Source organism: Rufibacter radiotolerans (assembly GCF_001078055.1).
GTDB lineage: Bacteria > Bacteroidota > Bacteroidia > Cytophagales > Hymenobacteraceae > Nibribacter > Nibribacter radiotolerans.
Map to the genome: position 1 here is coordinate 4,043,692 of NZ_CP010777.1, position 16,107 is coordinate 4,059,798.

18 protein-coding genes are annotated in these 16,107 nt (G+C 52.6%); 5 read left to right on the forward strand and 13 right to left on the reverse strand.

The window, feature by feature from the left end; translation table 11 throughout:
• Positions 1-50: 50 nt before the first annotated feature.
• The 6 genes from TH63_RS16425 to TH63_RS16450 form a co-directional block, all read right to left on the reverse strand.
• The gene (locus tag TH63_RS16425) at positions 51-929 is read right to left on the reverse strand and encodes an NAD kinase (RefSeq protein ID WP_048921906.1); all 879 of its coding nucleotides are present in this window, start codon (positions 927-929) and stop codon (positions 51-53) included.
• A 66-nt stretch (positions 930-995) separates the two neighbouring features.
• Positions 996-1,661, reverse strand: a complete 666-nt coding sequence (locus TH63_RS16430; RefSeq protein WP_048921907.1) for a CBS domain-containing protein — start codon at positions 1,659-1,661, stop codon at positions 996-998.
• Complete coding sequence (locus TH63_RS16435) at positions 1,658-2,422, reverse strand: alpha/beta fold hydrolase (RefSeq protein WP_048921908.1); 765 nt, start codon at positions 2,420-2,422, stop codon at positions 1,658-1,660. Before TH63_RS16435 ends, TH63_RS16430 begins: the two co-directional genes overlap by 4 nt.
• A gap of 38 nt (positions 2,423-2,460) precedes the next feature.
• A complete protein-coding gene (locus tag TH63_RS16440) occupies positions 2,461-3,033 on the reverse strand; it encodes an anthranilate synthase component II (RefSeq protein ID WP_048921909.1) in 573 nt (190 codons plus the stop codon).
• 189 nt (positions 3,034-3,222) lie between these two features.
• Complete coding sequence (locus TH63_RS16445) at positions 3,223-3,732, reverse strand: CvpA family protein (protein WP_048921910.1); 510 nt, start codon at positions 3,730-3,732, stop codon at positions 3,223-3,225.
• Between the two features lie 12 nt (positions 3,733-3,744).
• Positions 3,745-4,206: a GatB/YqeY domain-containing protein gene (locus TH63_RS16450; protein WP_048921911.1), complete on the reverse strand. Its 462-nt coding sequence runs from the start codon at positions 4,204-4,206 to the stop codon at positions 3,745-3,747.
• A 117-nt stretch (positions 4,207-4,323) separates the two neighbouring features.
• Between TH63_RS16450 and TH63_RS16455 the strand changes: the two genes are divergently transcribed.
• From TH63_RS16455 to TH63_RS16470, 4 genes are read left to right on the forward strand one after another with little or no spacing between them, the layout of a single operon-like run.
• Complete coding sequence (locus TH63_RS16455) at positions 4,324-5,040, forward strand: pyridoxine 5'-phosphate synthase (RefSeq protein ID WP_048921912.1); 717 nt, start codon at positions 4,324-4,326, stop codon at positions 5,038-5,040.
• Positions 5,041-5,098: 58 nt separating this feature from the next.
• Entirely contained in the window at positions 5,099-5,677 is a 579-nt protein-coding gene (locus tag TH63_RS16460; protein WP_048921913.1) for a hypothetical protein, read from the forward strand.
• Positions 5,678-5,716: 39 nt separating this feature from the next.
• A complete protein-coding gene (locus tag TH63_RS16465; protein ID WP_048921914.1) occupies positions 5,717-6,484 on the forward strand; it encodes an alpha/beta fold hydrolase in 768 nt (255 codons plus the stop codon).
• A 60-nt stretch (positions 6,485-6,544) separates the two neighbouring features.
• The gene (locus tag TH63_RS16470; protein ID WP_048921915.1) at positions 6,545-7,264 is read left to right on the forward strand and encodes an SAM-dependent methyltransferase; all 720 of its coding nucleotides are present in this window, start codon (positions 6,545-6,547) and stop codon (positions 7,262-7,264) included.
• A 65-nt stretch (positions 7,265-7,329) separates the two neighbouring features.
• On the opposite strand, the gene TH63_RS16475 is transcribed toward TH63_RS16470, so the two are convergent.
• The 7 genes from TH63_RS16475 to TH63_RS16505 form a co-directional block, all read right to left on the reverse strand.
• Positions 7,330-8,664, reverse strand: coding sequence for a murein hydrolase activator EnvC family protein (locus tag TH63_RS16475; protein WP_048922914.1), 1,335 nt, complete (start codon positions 8,662-8,664; stop codon positions 7,330-7,332).
• A 34-nt stretch (positions 8,665-8,698) separates the two neighbouring features.
• Positions 8,699-9,460 (reverse strand): DUF4292 domain-containing protein, encoded by a 762-nt coding sequence (locus tag TH63_RS16480; protein WP_082161768.1) that lies wholly within the window; start codon positions 9,458-9,460, stop codon positions 8,699-8,701.
• On the reverse strand, positions 9,453-11,204 hold the full coding sequence (locus tag TH63_RS16485) for a tetratricopeptide repeat protein (RefSeq protein WP_076606514.1): 1,752 nt from the start codon (positions 11,202-11,204) through the stop codon (positions 9,453-9,455). Before TH63_RS16485 ends, TH63_RS16480 begins: the two co-directional genes overlap by 8 nt.
• Before the next feature lie 17 nt (positions 11,205-11,221).
• Complete coding sequence (locus tag TH63_RS16490; protein ID WP_048921917.1) at positions 11,222-12,229, reverse strand: sugar phosphate nucleotidyltransferase; 1,008 nt, start codon at positions 12,227-12,229, stop codon at positions 11,222-11,224.
• A gap of 120 nt (positions 12,230-12,349) precedes the next feature.
• Positions 12,350-12,796 (reverse strand): dUTP diphosphatase, encoded by a 447-nt coding sequence (gene dut / locus TH63_RS16495; RefSeq protein ID WP_048921918.1) that lies wholly within the window; start codon positions 12,794-12,796, stop codon positions 12,350-12,352.
• Between the two features lie 19 nt (positions 12,797-12,815).
• Positions 12,816-14,315 carry a lipopolysaccharide biosynthesis protein gene (locus TH63_RS16500; protein ID WP_048921919.1) on the reverse strand — a complete coding sequence of 500 codons (1,500 nt, stop codon included), beginning with the start codon at positions 14,313-14,315 and terminating at the stop codon, positions 12,816-12,818.
• A 146-nt stretch (positions 14,316-14,461) separates the two neighbouring features.
• On the reverse strand, positions 14,462-15,244 hold the full coding sequence (locus tag TH63_RS16505) for an enoyl-CoA hydratase/isomerase family protein (protein WP_048921920.1): 783 nt from the start codon (positions 15,242-15,244) through the stop codon (positions 14,462-14,464).
• A 231-nt stretch (positions 15,245-15,475) separates the two neighbouring features.
• Between TH63_RS16505 and TH63_RS16510 the strand changes: the two genes are divergently transcribed.
• Positions 15,476-15,898 carry a metallophosphoesterase family protein gene (locus TH63_RS16510; protein ID WP_156180664.1) on the forward strand — a complete coding sequence of 141 codons (423 nt, stop codon included), beginning with the start codon at positions 15,476-15,478 and terminating at the stop codon, positions 15,896-15,898.
• The last annotated feature ends 209 nt before the right edge of the window (positions 15,899-16,107 follow it).

Genomic DNA, 16,107 nt, shown 5'->3' on the forward strand with positions numbered 1-16,107 from the left:
TTTCAATATAACAAATAGGTATATAGGATTTTTTAATATAAATCTTTTAATTATCCGTTCCTGTGGTCCAGTCCCCAGTGCATCTTGGTACGCAGAGTTGTTAAAAAGTTTATCTGGTTAAGCCTGATAAGCCTTGCATTAAACTCTTCCCGCCGTACCGCCAACTGAATGGTAGCATCTACCGGTTTTGATCTGGAATCAAGGGATACCAGATACTTGGTACTGCGGCCTTCAATCTCAAAGGAGATCACACTTCTGTCAGACACTACGAGGGGCCGTACGTTTAAGTTATGAGGGCATACGGGAGAGATCACGAAATTGTTCGTCTGCGGCATCATTACCGGCCCGCCGCAAGATAGGGAATATCCGGTAGATCCCGTGGGGGTGGCCACTATTAAGCCGTCTGCCCAATAGGAATTCAGGTACTCACCGTCTATATAGGTGTGCACCGCAATCATGGAAGAGGTATCCCGCTTCAGGATGGAGAATTCATTCAACCCAAAGTTCTTGCCGTCAAACACCTCCTGGTCACTGTCCAGGTGTATCAGAGACCGTTCATCTAAGGTAAAGTGGCCTTTCAGCAAAGAATCAATTGCTACCTCCAGTTGCGCATACGGCACGGAGGCCAGAAAGCCCAACCGCCCCATGTTAATCCCCATGATAGGAATCTGCAAGGGCCCTACGTAGGTAACGGCATCCAGCAGGGTACCATCGCCGCCGAGGCAAAGCATATAGGAAACGTCATGGAGACTGGTCTCCCTGTTAAAATAATCTACCTCTGCCGGGATAGGCAGAAAAGGATCAAGACATTCAGCAAACTGCTCAGACACCGTCACCTTAATTCCCTGCCGCAGCAGAATTTCAAACAGCTGGTGCACAAAGGGAATCACTTCCTCTTTCACAGGCTTGCCAACTATTGCTATTTTCATACTAGGTTCTGCTCAAGATGAATAGAGGAATGCCTATATGGCGACTGCGTACCGTTCCCTTTGAAATCAAATATTGATATACCGCAACAACTGGTCTAACCGGTCCTGGTCATCCTGCACGTTAGGGGTGTCATGGAACTGGGCCGTGATCTTGTAATTAAACCGCTCCAGGGTTGCCACTATGCGGCCCAGGTCTGTGGTATTGATCTTTAAAGTTAGCTTAATCTTAAAGATATCCAGCTCATCTGGTGAAACATAGGCGCTCAAAATCTTGGCGTTGTTAGATTCCACCAGGCGGCTGATCTCACTCAGGGAATAATCACGCTCGTTCATGCAGAGCACCAGAATCCCCCCCTGCCCCTGTAAGGCAGACATCTGGCCAAAAGCGGCAATGGTATCGTTTACCGTGATCACGCCCAGGTACTCCTGCAGTTCGTCCAGAACCGGCACCACCTGCACTTTGTTTTTGATGGCCAGCTCCATCACGTTGTAAAAGTGCTGGTTCTGCTGCACATGCACGTGCTCAAAATCAAAGGGAATGTTTTCCAGGATAAGCTCAGGGTTCTTGGCGTCCAGCACGTTCTCCTCCGTGACCAGACCCAGGTATTTCCGGTTTTTTACCACAGGCAGTTGGTTTAGCCGAAACTCATCCATCCACTGCACGGCTTTCTTGCCAGAGTCAGAGAGTTTGAGCGGCGGCACCTTCTGGTTAATCAGTTCTTCAGCAATCATACGGCAGCGGTCTTTAGCAGGAATCTCTCTAAGATACTGTTAAAGGTCTCAGGATGTTCCATCATAGGCGCATGACAGCAGTGATCAATGAAATGAAGTTCTGAATTATGGATCAATCTATTGAACTCATGGGCCACAATAGGCGGGGTAATGGTGTCATTGAGGCCCCAGATGAGCAAGGTGGGCGCATGGATCTTACCCAGGTCTTTGCCAAGGTTATTACGCTGCGCACTTTTGGCAATGGAGATGATGCGCAGCACCTTGGTGTTGCTGTTGGTGATGTCAAACACCTCGTCTACCAGGTCTTTGGTGGCCGTGGCCGGGTCATAGAACGTGTACTCCACGCGCTCTTTCACAAAGCCGTAGTTGCCGCGCTTAGGGAACGAGCCGCCCATGGAGTCTTCAAACAGCCCCGAGGAACCCGTCAGCACCAACCGGCTCACGTGTTCTGGGTTCTTTAAGGTATACTCCAGCGCCACGTGGCCGCCCAGCGAGTTCCCCAGCAAGGTAAGGTTGGAAAGTTTCTTGAAGCCAACAAAGTCCTCCACAAACTCCACCAGTCCCGGCACGCTGGCCTGCGGCAAGGGCATTTCATAGAGCGGCATCAGCGGAATGACCACCCGGTAGTTTTTCTGGAAATAAGAGACTACTCCCTGCCAGTTACTCAGCGCCCCAAACAGACCATGCAAAAGCAAGAGCACTTCGCCCTGGCCTTCATCAATGTACTCAAACCCGCCTTCCTTCTTGATTTCCAAGTTCATGTGAGAGAATCGCTTGTAATGAATGTAAGTAGAAACAATTATAGGGATGTAATATTAGCAATATTCACCCAATTTCTGAGCATTTGCAGCCCATAAGGGGTAAGTGCCGCCTCTGGATGGAACTGCAACGCATACAACGGCAAGTGCGCATGCTTAAAAGCCATCAATTCCCCTTGGGCTGTCTGCGCAAGCGGCAGCAAATCTGCCGGTGACTCCTGCACTACCAGCGAATGGTAGCGCACCACCTCGGTTACGGCCGGCACGTCCTTGAAAATAGGGTCTGGCACGCAGTGTATCTTGGAGACCTTCCCGTGCATGGGCAGCAGCCCTTTCACCACCCTGGCCCCGAAGAACTGCCCCAGCGCCTGGTGCCCCAGGCAGATACCCAGCATGGGCAGCCGGTCATGGTAGTAGGAGATCACCTCTGGCATCACGCCAGCCCGCTCGGGCGTACCTGGCCCCGGCGAGAGCACAATGCCTTCCAGAGGCAGCGTCTGCAGCTCTTGTAAGGACACATCATTGCGCCGCACCTCTACCTCCACCCCCAGTTGCCTGAAATAGTCAAACAGGTTATAGGTGAAGGAATCAAAATTGTCTAAAAGCAGCAGCACAGGGAAGAAACGCAGAGAAAGGAGAAAAAGATATTCTTCTGTTTTAGGGCTGTTTTCTTTAAAACAGCCCTAAAACAGAAGAACCAGAAAGTAAAGGTTTGATACTCAAAGAGAAGAGATTTCCGTTTTAGGCCTGTTTTCAGAAAAACAGGCCTAAAACGGTATTTCATTTAAAGTTTGAGACCTTATTTACGCAAAGGCTTCCAGGGCCTCACGGCCGAAGGGAATGATCCACTGCACAAAGGCCCAAGCCCCGGGGGCGGCATTCAGGTAAAACGGGTACACATCAGACTCCTTCACTATCTGCAGCGAGGTGTCCAGCCCGGTGGCATTGGCGAAGTACACCAGCAGGCAGATGGCAAAGGCCCATTTTCCGGCGCCAATACCCGCGCCTATCAGGTTGTCCAGCACCCCGAAAGGCGTTAGGTGCACCCCTTTCTTGACCACCATGCCAAACGCGCGCACCGCCAACCCTATGCCAATGAACACCAGCAGGTACGGCACAAACGGGAGGAACCCGGCGTTGTCGCCCAGCCACTCATGGATAGGCGGCGTCAGGAGCCCTACCAGCTTCATCCCGAAGACCGTGAGGATCACGAGGGTGGCCAAAGAGGCAATCTCCAGCACCAGGCCCTTGAAATATCCCTTGAAGGCCCCGTAGGCCAGCGGCAACAGCAGAAAAAGGTCAAAGGTGGTCACGCGTGGGAAGTACTAGGCGTTAGGGTTATTCAAGAGCGCGCTCACGGCGTTGGAAATGGCTCTGCCATCGGCTTGGCCGGCCAGCTCCCGTGAAGCCACGCCCATCACCTTGCCCATGTCTGAAGGCCCCAAAGCGCCCACGCGCTGAATAATCTCTACCAGACGCTCGCGCAGGTCTCCCTCGTCCATCTGCTGGGGCAGGAACTCCTCAATCACGGCCAGCTCAGCCAGTTCCACTTCTTCCAGGTCGGGCCGGGACTGAGTGCGGTACACCTCAGCCGACTCGCGGCGCTGCTTGGCGGCTTTGGTCAGAAGTTTCAGTTCGGTATCCGGGGCCAGGGCGTCCACGCCGCCTTTCTCGGTTTCGGCTAATAGAATCTGTGATTTGATGGCGCGCAGGGCTTGCAGGCGGGTTTTATCTTTGGCCAGCATGGCTTGCTTGATTCCGGTTTCTACTTTTTCTTTCAGGCTCATAGTTTTACGTAGTATAGGGGCACGTGCCCCGGGTGTGAAATCAGATGGTTACGTGACGCCAAGTTTCTTTTATCTTTGCCCCATCCCGTACAGGAGGAACGTTAACGCAAGACGAACATGACCAAACTCAGCGTAAATATAAATAAAATAGCCACGTTGCGGAATGCGCGCGGTGGCAATAGACCAAATGTGGTGCAAACCGCCTTGGACTGCGAGCGGTTCGGGGCGCAGGGCATCACGGTGCACCCCCGCCCAGACGAGCGCCACATCCGGTTTCAGGATGTATACGACTTAAAGGCCGTGGTGACTACCGAGTTCAACATTGAGGGAAACCCCACCCCCGACTTCATCAAGCTAGTGCTGGCCGTGAAGCCCGAGCAGGTGACCCTGGTGCCCGATGCCCCCGATGCCATCACCTCCAATGCCGGCTGGGATACAATCAAGCACAAAGACTTTTTGGTAGACGTGATTGCCCAATTCAAGGCCGAAGGCATACGCACCTCCATCTTCGTGGACCCTGTAGAGGCCCAGGTAGAAGGCGCCGCCCACACCGGCACCGACCGCATTGAGCTCTACACCGAGGCGTACGCCCACAACTACCACACTAACCGCGAAGCAGCCGTGAAGCCCTACGCCCAGGCCGCCCGCCTGGCCCAGCAGCTGAACCTGGGCCTGAACGCCGGCCATGATCTGGACCTGGACAACTTGCGCTACCTCAAAGAACAACTGCCTAACCTGGCCGAGGTTTCCATTGGCCATGCCCTGATCTGTGACGCTTTGTATTTCGGGCTGGAAAACACCATCCAGCTGTACCTGCGCCAACTCAACTACTAATGCGGCTATTTTCAGTTTTCGCCTGTTTTCCAGAAAACGGGCCTAAAACAGGCGGCCTATGTTAGGCGTGCTGCTCAAGATCACGGCTGTGATCATAGTGGTGCAGTACCTGGTGCGTTTCTTTTCCAAGTTCTTTAACAAGCAGCAGCGCGTATTCTTTCTGTCGCCTATGCGGCAGTTCAAGAAGGTGTTCTGGTCGTTGCTGAGCGCGTGGCTGGGTGGTTCCATGATCAGTCTGCTGGCCCGTGACCAAAGCGTGACGCCTCTTGAGAGAAGCATCGCCATTGGCTTGGGGGTGGTGCTGTTTCTATTCGCGCTACCCACCTTGCTGCTGCATTTCCAGTACTGGCGCCATGAGCGGGAGAATGCCCTGGAGCTGGAAAAGGAAACCAATACCGCCTTGCTGTTGCAGCCCGGCGGCCGCTACCTGCTCAACCAACAGCAGATCCAGCACATTCTGGAAACCCGCTGTCCTTCGCGCCGCTATTTCTGGAGTTCCTACCACTACCTCACGCTCACGCTGGCAGACGGCCAGCAGGTCATCATCACCTCATTGTTAATTGATCTTGAGCTCTTGAAGGCCCTCTGGCCGCGCGTGCCGCACCAAACCCGAACGAAATGGGCCTGTTTTCTGTAAAACAGGCCTAAACCATACTTCACCTCACTTCGCTATTCCATGGAATTAAACTATAAAACCTTAGGTCAGGGCCAACCGCTTCTTATCCTGCACGGCCTGTTTGGCACGTTAGACAACTGGCAGACTTTGGGCAAGCAGTTCTCTGAGAACTTCCAGGTGTTTCTGATTGATTTGCGCAACCACGGCCGCTCCCCGCACTCAGACGAGTTCAGCTACCAGCTCATGTCTGATGACCTGCTGGAATTCATTCAGCAGCACCAGTTAAAAGAAGCGTTGATCATTGGCCACTCCATGGGCGGAAAGGTAGCCATGAACTTCGCGCTGCAACACCCAGACCAGCTTTCCAAACTGCTGGTCGCCGACATAGCCCCTAAACACTACCCGCCGCACCATGACGATATCATTGCCGGCTTTAGGTCTATTGACCTGAACGCCATCCAGAGCCGCCAAGACGCTGATACCAAGCTGGCTGAGATGGTACCGGACCTGGGCACACGTATGTTCCTTCTCAAAAACCTGTACCGCAAAGAAGACAACACCTTCGGCTGGCGCCTGAATCTGGATGCCATTGAAAAGAACCTGGACCAGGTATTGAGCACCATTGAATCTACCACCCCGTTCACCAAGCCAGTGCTGTTCCTGCGCGGCGCCAATTCCCGCTACATTAAACCTGATCAGGACCTGGCCCCTATAAAGGCGTTGTTCCCGGCCGCGGAGATCAAAACCATAGAGAACGCCGGCCACTGGCTCCACGCTGAGCAACCCGAGGAGTTCTACCGTATAGCCATGGAGTTTCTGCAGGCGTAGATTATCAGGTTATAAAGGCAACAGACTCTCCCCGTTCAGTACAAGCCAAATCAAGAATACATGAGCACATCGGCCAAAGGCACGCTTTTTCTAATCCCCACGGTACTGGCCGAGGACACGGCCCAGCAGGTGATCTGCCAGCAGGTGGCCGAGGTCACGGCGCAGCTCAAATACTTTCTGGTGGAGAATGCCCGCACGGCCCGGCGCTACATCAAATCCATTGCACCCAGCCAGACCATAGAAGAGTTGCAGATCACGGTCATTGACAAGAACTCCTCAGATGCCGAACTCACCGCGGCCCTTAAACCGCTTTTGGCGGGGCAGGACGCCGGTGTTATCTCTGAGGCGGGTTGTCCCGGCGTGGCAGACCCCGGGGCCGAGCTAGCGCGCCTAGCGCACCAGCATGGGGTGAAGGTGGTGCCCTTGGTAGGTCCTTCGGCGATTTTGATGGGTTTGATGGCCTCTGGGTTCAACGGGCAGTCGTTTGCGTTCCACGGCTACCTGCCTATTGAGAAGCGTGACCGCATTGGGGCCTTGAAGAACCTGGAGAAAGAGATGGCCCTCAAAGACCAGACGCAGATTTTCATGGAGACGCCTTACCGCAACAGGCAGATGATAGAGGACCTGCTGCAGAATCTGAACAAAGACACCAAACTCTGCATTGCCGCCAACATTACGGGCCCCACGGAGTTCATTAAAACCCTGCGCGTGGCAGATTGGAAAGGCAAAGTGCCTGACCTGCATAAGCAGCCGGCCGTGTTCCTGATCTATAAGCGGTAAGTGTAGAAGAAGTGATATCCTGTTTCGGGGCCGTTTTCTCAAAAACGGCCCCGAAACAGGATATTTTATTTCCGGATCAGCCAGCCCTCTGGGTTGAGGTTGGCCTGGTTTTTCCAGATCTGGAACTGGAGCTCAGAGGTGCCCTCGGCGTCTGTGTACACACTGCCAATGGTTTGCTTGGCACTGATTTCCTGGCCCTCGGTCACATTTACGGTGCGTAGCTTGGCATAGATAGTGAAGTACTCGCCGTGCTGCACCATCACAATGTTGTTCATCCCGGGTATGGTCTGGATGGTGAGTACTTTTCCGCCAAAAATGGCCCTTACCTTTTCGTTGGCCCCTGTCTGGATATTGACGCCGTTGTTCTGCACATACACGCCTTTCAATACCGGGTGGGCCTGCCGCCCGAAGCGCTGCGAGATAAAGCCCCGCTCTACTGGCCAGGCAAAGCGACCTTTGTTCCCTGCGAAGTTGGAGGAGACAATCTCTCCCTCCGGGGTAAGGGTTACCCGGCTGGTGCTGGTTTTTACGGGGGCTTTGGCGGTGCTTGGGGCTGGGGCGGGTTTACCGGCTGCGGCAGCCGCTGCCGCGGCGGCGGCTTCACGGGCGGCCCTGGCTTTGGCGGCGGCCTCGGCGGCACGGGCAGCCCGGGCAATCTCCTCCCGCACAATGTTAGCGATCAACCTATCCAATTGCCTTACGGCCTGCTCGCGCTGCTCCACTTCCTGCTTCAAGGTCTGCTCCTGCATGCTCAGTTGTTGAATGACCTGGTCTTGCTGGTCATGCATGGAAAGCAGGTTCTTATTCTCGCTGAGCTGCACGTTGAGCAGGCTTTTCTTTTGCTTTTTCTGGGAGGTGAGGGTATTGAGGTGCTGGCTCAGGTTCTGCTGGGTGGCTTCAATGGCGGCCGCCTGCTCCTTGCGGGCCTCAGTGTACTGCCGCAGGTAGCGCATGCGCCGCATCATCTGGTTAAAGGAATCTGACGCGAACAGGAACATGAGTTTGTTGTAGCTGTTGGCCGTTTTGGAGGCGGCATAAATCAGGCGGGCGTACTCCTTTTTGAGCCGCTCCAGATCCATTTGGGTATCGGCTACTTTCTCCTCTGTGGTTCTAAGGTCTTTGTTGAGGTAGACAATCTCTGAGGAAATGTTTTTGATGACGCCCTTCTGCACCGTGATTTTTTCTTTGATCACGTTCAGCTGGCCCAAAGAGGCCTGCTTTTTCTGGGCGGTCTGTGCCAGAATGCGGTTAGCCTCCTGAATACGTTTCAGGTTGGCGTTTTTCTCCCGCTCCAGCTGCGCTTTGCTTTTTACCGGCGCCTTTTTTGTCTTTGAAGTGGTTTTGGAAGGGGTACGGGTGGTCTTCTTTTGCTGCGCATCGGCAGAATAGAAACCAACCAAGAAAAAGAATAAAAAAAGATAAAGTACCCCCGCCCTATTTACGTTCATGGTTCGAAGGTACAGAAAAAGGAAAATCCAGGGAAGTTTCAGACGTGGAAACCTGCCGGTGCTTCACCGCCACCACTGATGTTTTGGCCGAGTTCCCCTCTGGCTGCTGAATGGAAAGCAGCAGCGCCATGGCAAAAGGCTTGCCGTTCACGTCTTCAAAATCCTGGTAATCCACAGACATGTAGTCTTTGTTCTGCAGGTTGCGCACCTCGGCGCGTTTGAGCTTAAAGCGGGTGGTGTCTACAAACTGGTCCAACTGCAGGTTGGTGCGCAGGGTGCGTACGTGCTGCATGGGGCCGTCCTGTTCCAGCTTTACCTTGTCTGCCTCTCCTGGTACAAAATTCCCGATCAGGATTTCCTGCAGCGTGTTGAAATCTACGTCTACGTTGTAGCGCTGTCGCAGCACCTCATAGGAGCCTATCAGATACTCTTCCTTCAGTCTATTAACAATGTATACTGAGTCTGGCGTGACTTTAAGACGGGCGGCCTCAAAACCGAAGGCCTGAACCGAGGCCCAGATGACCTCGTTTTTCTTCATACGTATGGTGAGGTTTGCACTTAGATTGCTGTGCTCGCTCTGCAGCTTACCTTTTGCCGTTAAATAGGTGTAGTCTGTGTTGACCACGTTGATGTTGTTCATGTTTTCCGGCGCAATGGCCCCAGAGGCACCCGGCACCATCTTCTTTTGACAACCTATCAACACCAATAAACTTAACCCTAACGCGCATACGTATCTGCTCCTACTCATATAGTCTCTTGTCTTTTATCTTCTTGCTGATGCCCTCTGAGGCACCGCCTACCTGGTTGGCCCGCACCCACTGCTTGAGCGCCAGATCACGCTGGCCCAATTGGTAAAGTACGTCCCCGTAGTGCTCAATAATAGCGGCATCTGATGAAACAGCCACCGCTTTTTCCAGCAGGCGCTTTGCCTCCTGGTACTCTTTCATTTTATATAACACCCACGCATAGGTATCTAAGTACGTGGCATTGTCTGGATACTGCGCCACCAATGAACCAGCCATGGCCTTGGCCTTTACCAGGTTCTGCCCCCTAAGGGACAAAAAGTAACTGTAGTTGTTAAGCGCGTGCGGGTTCTTGGGGTCTATGGACAGCACGTTCTCATACGCCTGGTCAGACTGCTCAAACTGCTGCAGAGAATGGTAAGCATCGCCTAACTGCAGGTTGAACTGCAACTGCAGGTCGGCGTTGTTACCAGCCAGGCGCCGGCCATACTCCAAAGACTTAACGGCCTTAGTGTAATTCTTGGTGATGAGGTGGGCCGTGCCGTTGTAGAACCAGAAAATAGGTTGGTTAGGGAAGAACTCCAGCGCGCGCTCTGAATGGGCAATGAGGGAATCATTCTGGTTCATCTCCCCGTCCAGGAAGACAATCTGCTGCCAGATCTTGTAATGCCCCGGGTCCAGGGCCACCGCTTTCAGGTAATGGTCACGGGCAGGCAGTTTCTTATCTGTGTTCACATAGATATCGCCGGCCACGGCGAATGCCTTGGCTTCCTGGGGGTGGGCCTTGGTGGTGAGGTCGGCCAGCTTAATGGCCTGGCCCGCTACTTTTTCATTTGGCAGCCGCCGGATGTAGTCCACCAGAATCTTCACCTTGGCGTCAATGTTCAGGGCCGGGTTCTTAAACGCCAGTTCCAGTTGGGTGTCGGCCTCTGCTGTCTTGCCCTGTTGTTGGAGCAAATCTGCCAGCATAAGCCGGCCATAGGCATTCTGCGGATCTACCTTGAGCGCCTGTTCGGCTACTTTCACCGCATCTGGCACGCGTTTATTAGCGGCCAGAATCTCGGCCTGCGCCAGCAGGTAGCGTATTTCCTCTGGGTTGGATTTGATGAGGTTCTCCCCTTCCTTCAGGGCCTTGTCCAGGTTGTTCTGCTTAAGGTAGATCTGTTGCTTTTTGAAGGAGATTTCCTCTACCATGCCGTAGCTTTCCTCAATCTGGTTGAGCGTACGCAAGGCATCGTCCAGGCGGTTCTTGGCCAGGTACAGGTCGGTGAGGTTGAAGAGGTATTGTTGGGTGTTGGGCAGTTCCTGGGTGAGGCGGGCGTACACCTTTATGGCCTCATCAATCTGCTGTTGGTTGGTGTAGATCTGGGCCAGCAGCAGGTGGTAATACGGGTTCTTGGGTTCCAGCTCTACCGCGGCTTTGGCAAAGGGAAGGGCCCCGCGGGCACTGCCCAGCAGCAGACTGGTTTCAGCTAGCTTGTAGTTGACCCCGGCGTTGTCTGGACTGATGGCATAGGCGCGCTGGAACCGGTCCAGGGCCTTGTTATATTCCTCCAGCACAAAGAACTTCATGCCTTCCAGAAAATAGGACTCACTTAGCTGCTGCTCTTGCGGGCTTAACGCAGGGGAAGGCGCAGCCGAGGTGACTGTGCTTTTCTCCTTCTTACGCTCAGACTGGGCATAGCTTTTTTCTCCCGCTACCACCAACCCGCACAAAGCGGCCACTACCGTGAGTCCTCTCTTCCACATAAAAATTTATTCCCTATCTAGCCACGCAAGACGTTGTAATCGCCTAGGCTTAAGTCAGTTGGAATCCCCTCATATACAACGAAATTCCCCAGCATTGAGTTAGCGATATGCGCATGATTAATTTTACTGTTCTCCTGCACAATGCTGTTGCTCACCACTGATCCGTTCACCTGCGTGTTGTTACCTATGGAAACGTGCGGACCTACCACAGAATTGTGCAATACCACGTTTTCACCAATATAAACCGGAGGGATCACTACGGAGTTGGTGATCTTTGCTGACTTAGACACCAAGCCTTCCTCATCCTGGATGTATTCCAAATACCGCTGGTTGGTAAACACGGTGGCGTCTTTGTTTCCGCAGTCCAGCCACTCAGAGATAGGGCCCGGGATAAACACAGAACCTTTGCTCTTCATGTTCTCCAGGGCGTTGGTCAGCTGGTACTCGCCTTTGTCTTTAATGTCATGGTCCAGCAGGTACTGCAGCTCATCGCGCAGGTACTCGCCGTCTTTGAAGTAATAGATACCAATAATGGCCAGGTCAGACACGAAATCCTGCGGTTTCTCCACAAACTCGGTGATCTGACCCTGCTCGTTCAGTTTCACTACGCCAAACGGACGCGGATCTTCCACTTTCTGTACCCAGATCGTTCCTTCGGCAGAAGTGTCTAAGGTAAAGTCGGCTTTGAACAGGGTATCGGCGAAGGCCACTACCACATTGCCTCTCAGGGCATCTTTGGCGCACAGAATGGCATGGGCCGTACCCAATGGCTCGTCCTGGTAATGGATAGAACCTTTTGCCCCAACAGACTCGGCAATCTTGAGCAGGCGTGCCTCTACTTCCTCCCCGAAGTTGCCTATGATAAAGGCCACCTCTTCAATGGGCTCCTGGCACACCTTGGCAATGTCTTCCACCAAACGCTGCACAATGGGTTTGCCCGCAATGGGAATAAGCGGCTTAGGAACAGTAAGGGTGTGGGGACGCATGCGTTTGCCCATGCCGGCCATTGGTACAATAATTCTCATAGTAAATCTTAAAATATAGGTTGCTTAAGTATGGCCTACCTACGGACAGACCACATTTTAGATATAGGTAATTTCTGATTTAAGGCCGTTTTCAGGAAAATAGCGCAAAAACCGAAGCTTCTAGTGTTTTCCGGTACTACCGTAACCGCCGGCGCCGCGCTCAGTCTCTGTTAACTCATCCGCCGTCTCCCAGGCTATGCGTTCATACCGCGCCACTACCATCTGGGCAATCCGTTCCCCGTCTTCCACCACAAAATCAGTGTCTGAGAGGTTTACCAACAGCACCTTGATCTCGCCGCGGTAATCTGCGTCTATGGTGCCGGGGCTGTTGACAATGGAAATGCCGTGCTTGTAGGCCAGGCCGCTGCGGGGCCTTATCTGCGCCTCATGTCCTTCTGGCAGTTCAATGCTGAGTCCCGTAGGAATAAGTACGCGCTGCAAGGGTTTTAACGTGACCGGCGCCTCAATGTTGGCCCGCAGGTCTAACCCGGCCGAGTGTTGTGTCCCGTAAGCAGGCAACGCGTGCTTGCCGCTGTTGATGACTTTTACTGGTAAGGTGGTGTTCATAGAAAGCTAATATAGTAATTTATGCATTTATTCCCCTGACCTTCGGCTTTTCCACTACCCAGACCACGGCCAAAAATACCAGGCAAAGCCCAATGTGGTAAGCGTTGCCCAGCCAGAAATTATCAATCTCTACTACGTTAGCCAGCCAGATAAGCCCGGTGGCCAGCCCCAGGTAGCCAAAGATAGCCATAAGCGGATATGGCACTGGAAAATACTTCTGCCCTATCACGTAACACACCACCGACATGGTAAAGTAGCAGAGAAACGCCGCAATGGCACTTCCCATATACCCCAACACCGGAATAAGCAGAAAGTTGGCCACAACCGTGACAATGGCCCCAAAGATGGTGATGTAGGTACCGTAATGGGTCCTGTCTGTTAGCTTGAACCAGACCGTGAGGTTATAGTACACGCCATTGAACAGATAGGCCAGCAACAGAACCGGTACTACTTCCATGCCCGTGCGGTACGCCTTCTGCCCCAGGAAATACTGAAAAATATCAAGGTTGGCGCTGATGCCCAAATACGCCAGGGCGCAGACAATCACAAACCAGCGCATGACCATGGCAAAGGTGGCCGGCGAGTTCTTTTCCTGGGCCTGTGAGAAGAAGAACGGCTCCGCCGAATAGCGGAACGCCTGAATCATCAGACTCATCATGATGGCCAGCTTGTAGTTGGCCCCAAAAATACCCAAGGCCTTCTCGTTGCTTACCCCGGGGTAGAAATTAGGGGGCAGCCAGTCTTCCAGCATTAACCTGGACAGCATTTCATTGGTAGCCCCGGCAATGCCCATCACCAGGATAGGGAACGCATACACCAGCATAGGCCACATCTCCTTCAGATCCAGCTTGAACTTAAAGTCTGAGAACTCGCGCCAGAGCATGGGAATAAACAAAAGATTGGCCACCATGTTTACCAGGAAGATATACCCTACCCCCAATTCAGGGTCATAGATGGTCGTTATTAGCGGTCTTAGCTCCTGCAGGTATTTACCCTCGTACACTTGTCGGCAGAAGAGCAGAAAAAACAGGTTGCCGCCTATCACCAGAAAGATATTGGTAAGCCGGATGATGGCAAACCGGGCTGCCTTGTTCTCCAGCCGCAGGCGTGCAAACGGAATAGCCGAGATGGCATCTACGGCCATGGTAATAGCCAGCCAGATAATGTATTTCTCCTTCCCCGTGTAGCCCAGGGCCGCTGCAATAGGGGAAGCGTACAGCACAAAGGCGGCTGTCAAGACAAGGCTGGAGGTAATAATAAGCGTTTGCACCTTGTGGTATAGCGCCTGCCGGTCCACGCCCGGCTTATTGGCAAACCGGAAAAAGGCGGTCTCCATGCCATAGGTGTACACAATGTTCAGGAACGCGACAATGGCGTAGAGCTTAGTAACTACCCCGTACTCCTCGGGCGCGAAGACGCCGGTGTAGAGGGGCACCAGAAGGTAATTGAGCGCCCGGCCTATAATACTGCTCAAGCCATACGCCGCCGTTTGCCCTACCAGCTTTTTCGCAATACTCATATAAGGCTAATCAGAGAAGTTAAAACAGAAAAACAAACAGGTACGCTTATGTACGATGACTCCCGTTTTTGGCGTGTTTTCCATAAAACAGGCCAAAAACGGGAGCAGATAAAGTATTTACAGAAACAGGTTTTTACCCGAAAGGATTACTCGCCTTTGAACTCAGGCTTACGTTTCTCCAGGAACGCGGCGGTTCCTTCCTTAAAGTCTTCTGAGCCGCAGCAGCGGCTGAAGGAGTTTGCCTCGGTCTGGTAGCCATGCTCTTCTTTGTCATACCAGGCATTCACGCAGTCCACGATCATGCCTACCGCAATAGGCGCCTTGCTAATAATCTTCTCCATGATCTCCAGGCACTTAGGCATTAAATCTACCGATTGGGTTACGTGGTTGACCAATCCAAACTCGCAAGCTTCCGCCGCCGAGATCATATCGCCGGTCATCATCATTTCCATGGCTTTGCCTTTGCCCACCAACTGGGTCAGGCGCTGGGTACCGCCGTAACCGGGGATCAGGCCCAGGTTTACTTCAGGCTGACCGAAGCGCGCATTTTCACTGGCTACCCTAATATGGCAGGCCATGGCCAGCTCGCAGCCGCCGCCCAGGGCAAACCCGTTTACCGCAGCGATGACCGGCTTGGGGCACTCCTCTATCATAGAGAACACGTCCTGGCCGCGCTCGGCAAAGCGTCTGCCGTTCACCTCGTTCAGTTCCGCAATCTCGGCAATGTCAGCGCCGGCCACAAAGGCCTTCTCGCCGCTCCCGGTTAAAATAACCCCCCTCACCTCAGAATCATCGTATACTCCTTGAAAGGCCGTGTTTATTTCCTTTACCGTCTCAATATTGAGGGCATTCATCTTGTTAGGACGATTTACCGTGATAAACAAAATACCGCCCTTGTTTTCAAGCAGAAGGTTATTATAATGGGTCATATGCTATTATCTAACGTAAGTAACTTGTACTAACTCGGAGGCGCAAATATAAAGAAATCCACACAGAATATCCCCTTAGGTTCTTACCCCAGAAAAATACCCTACTTGTCCATAATTTTAGCCTCAAAACTTAGGAAAGTATAAAATTTATTTCAAATTTAGGCTTCGCTTTCGGAACAGTTGACCCTACTTTCGCGTTACCAAACATATCCAAAATTTCCTCTTACTTTTATGATCACAACTTTCAGAAATGTAGCTTTTGTAATGGCGCTGTTCCTGCTGGGAGCCACTGCCCCAGATGCTATGGCCCAAAGTTCCAAAAAAGCGAAAGCCAGCCGATTAGGGCCAGATGGAATGAAGAAAGGGGAAGTAGCAACCGGCAACGTAGACCGCCAGATGCTTCTGGAAAAACAGAAAGCCATTGCCTCTGCCAAAACCAGCGGCGGCATGACTTCCAGGTCCGTCACCTCCCTTCCAGACAACCAATTTGAAACTGGGACAGGCCGTTTCAAGATCACCGAATACAAGACCAAAAGCACTCCCAAGAGAGCATTGCCTAAGAAATCAAAAAGACTGATTGACCAGGACAACCCAGACGGCCGCATCTACCAACAGACCCTGAACAAACGCGACCGCAAGTTTCTGATCTTCTAAATATCAACTTACTTTCCCCAAAGCAAAAGCCCCTTTCATGTACATGAAAGGGGCTTTTGCTTTGGGCCCCTATGGTTAAGCGGTGGAAATGCTAGAAAGCTTTTTAGCTGCTTTTAAAAGAGGCGCAGTTTCAAAACCTGTTCCCAGGTTATTAGAAAGAACATGTCTATTACAACTGGAACCACGGACAGGTCAAGCCCTGTCCCTAC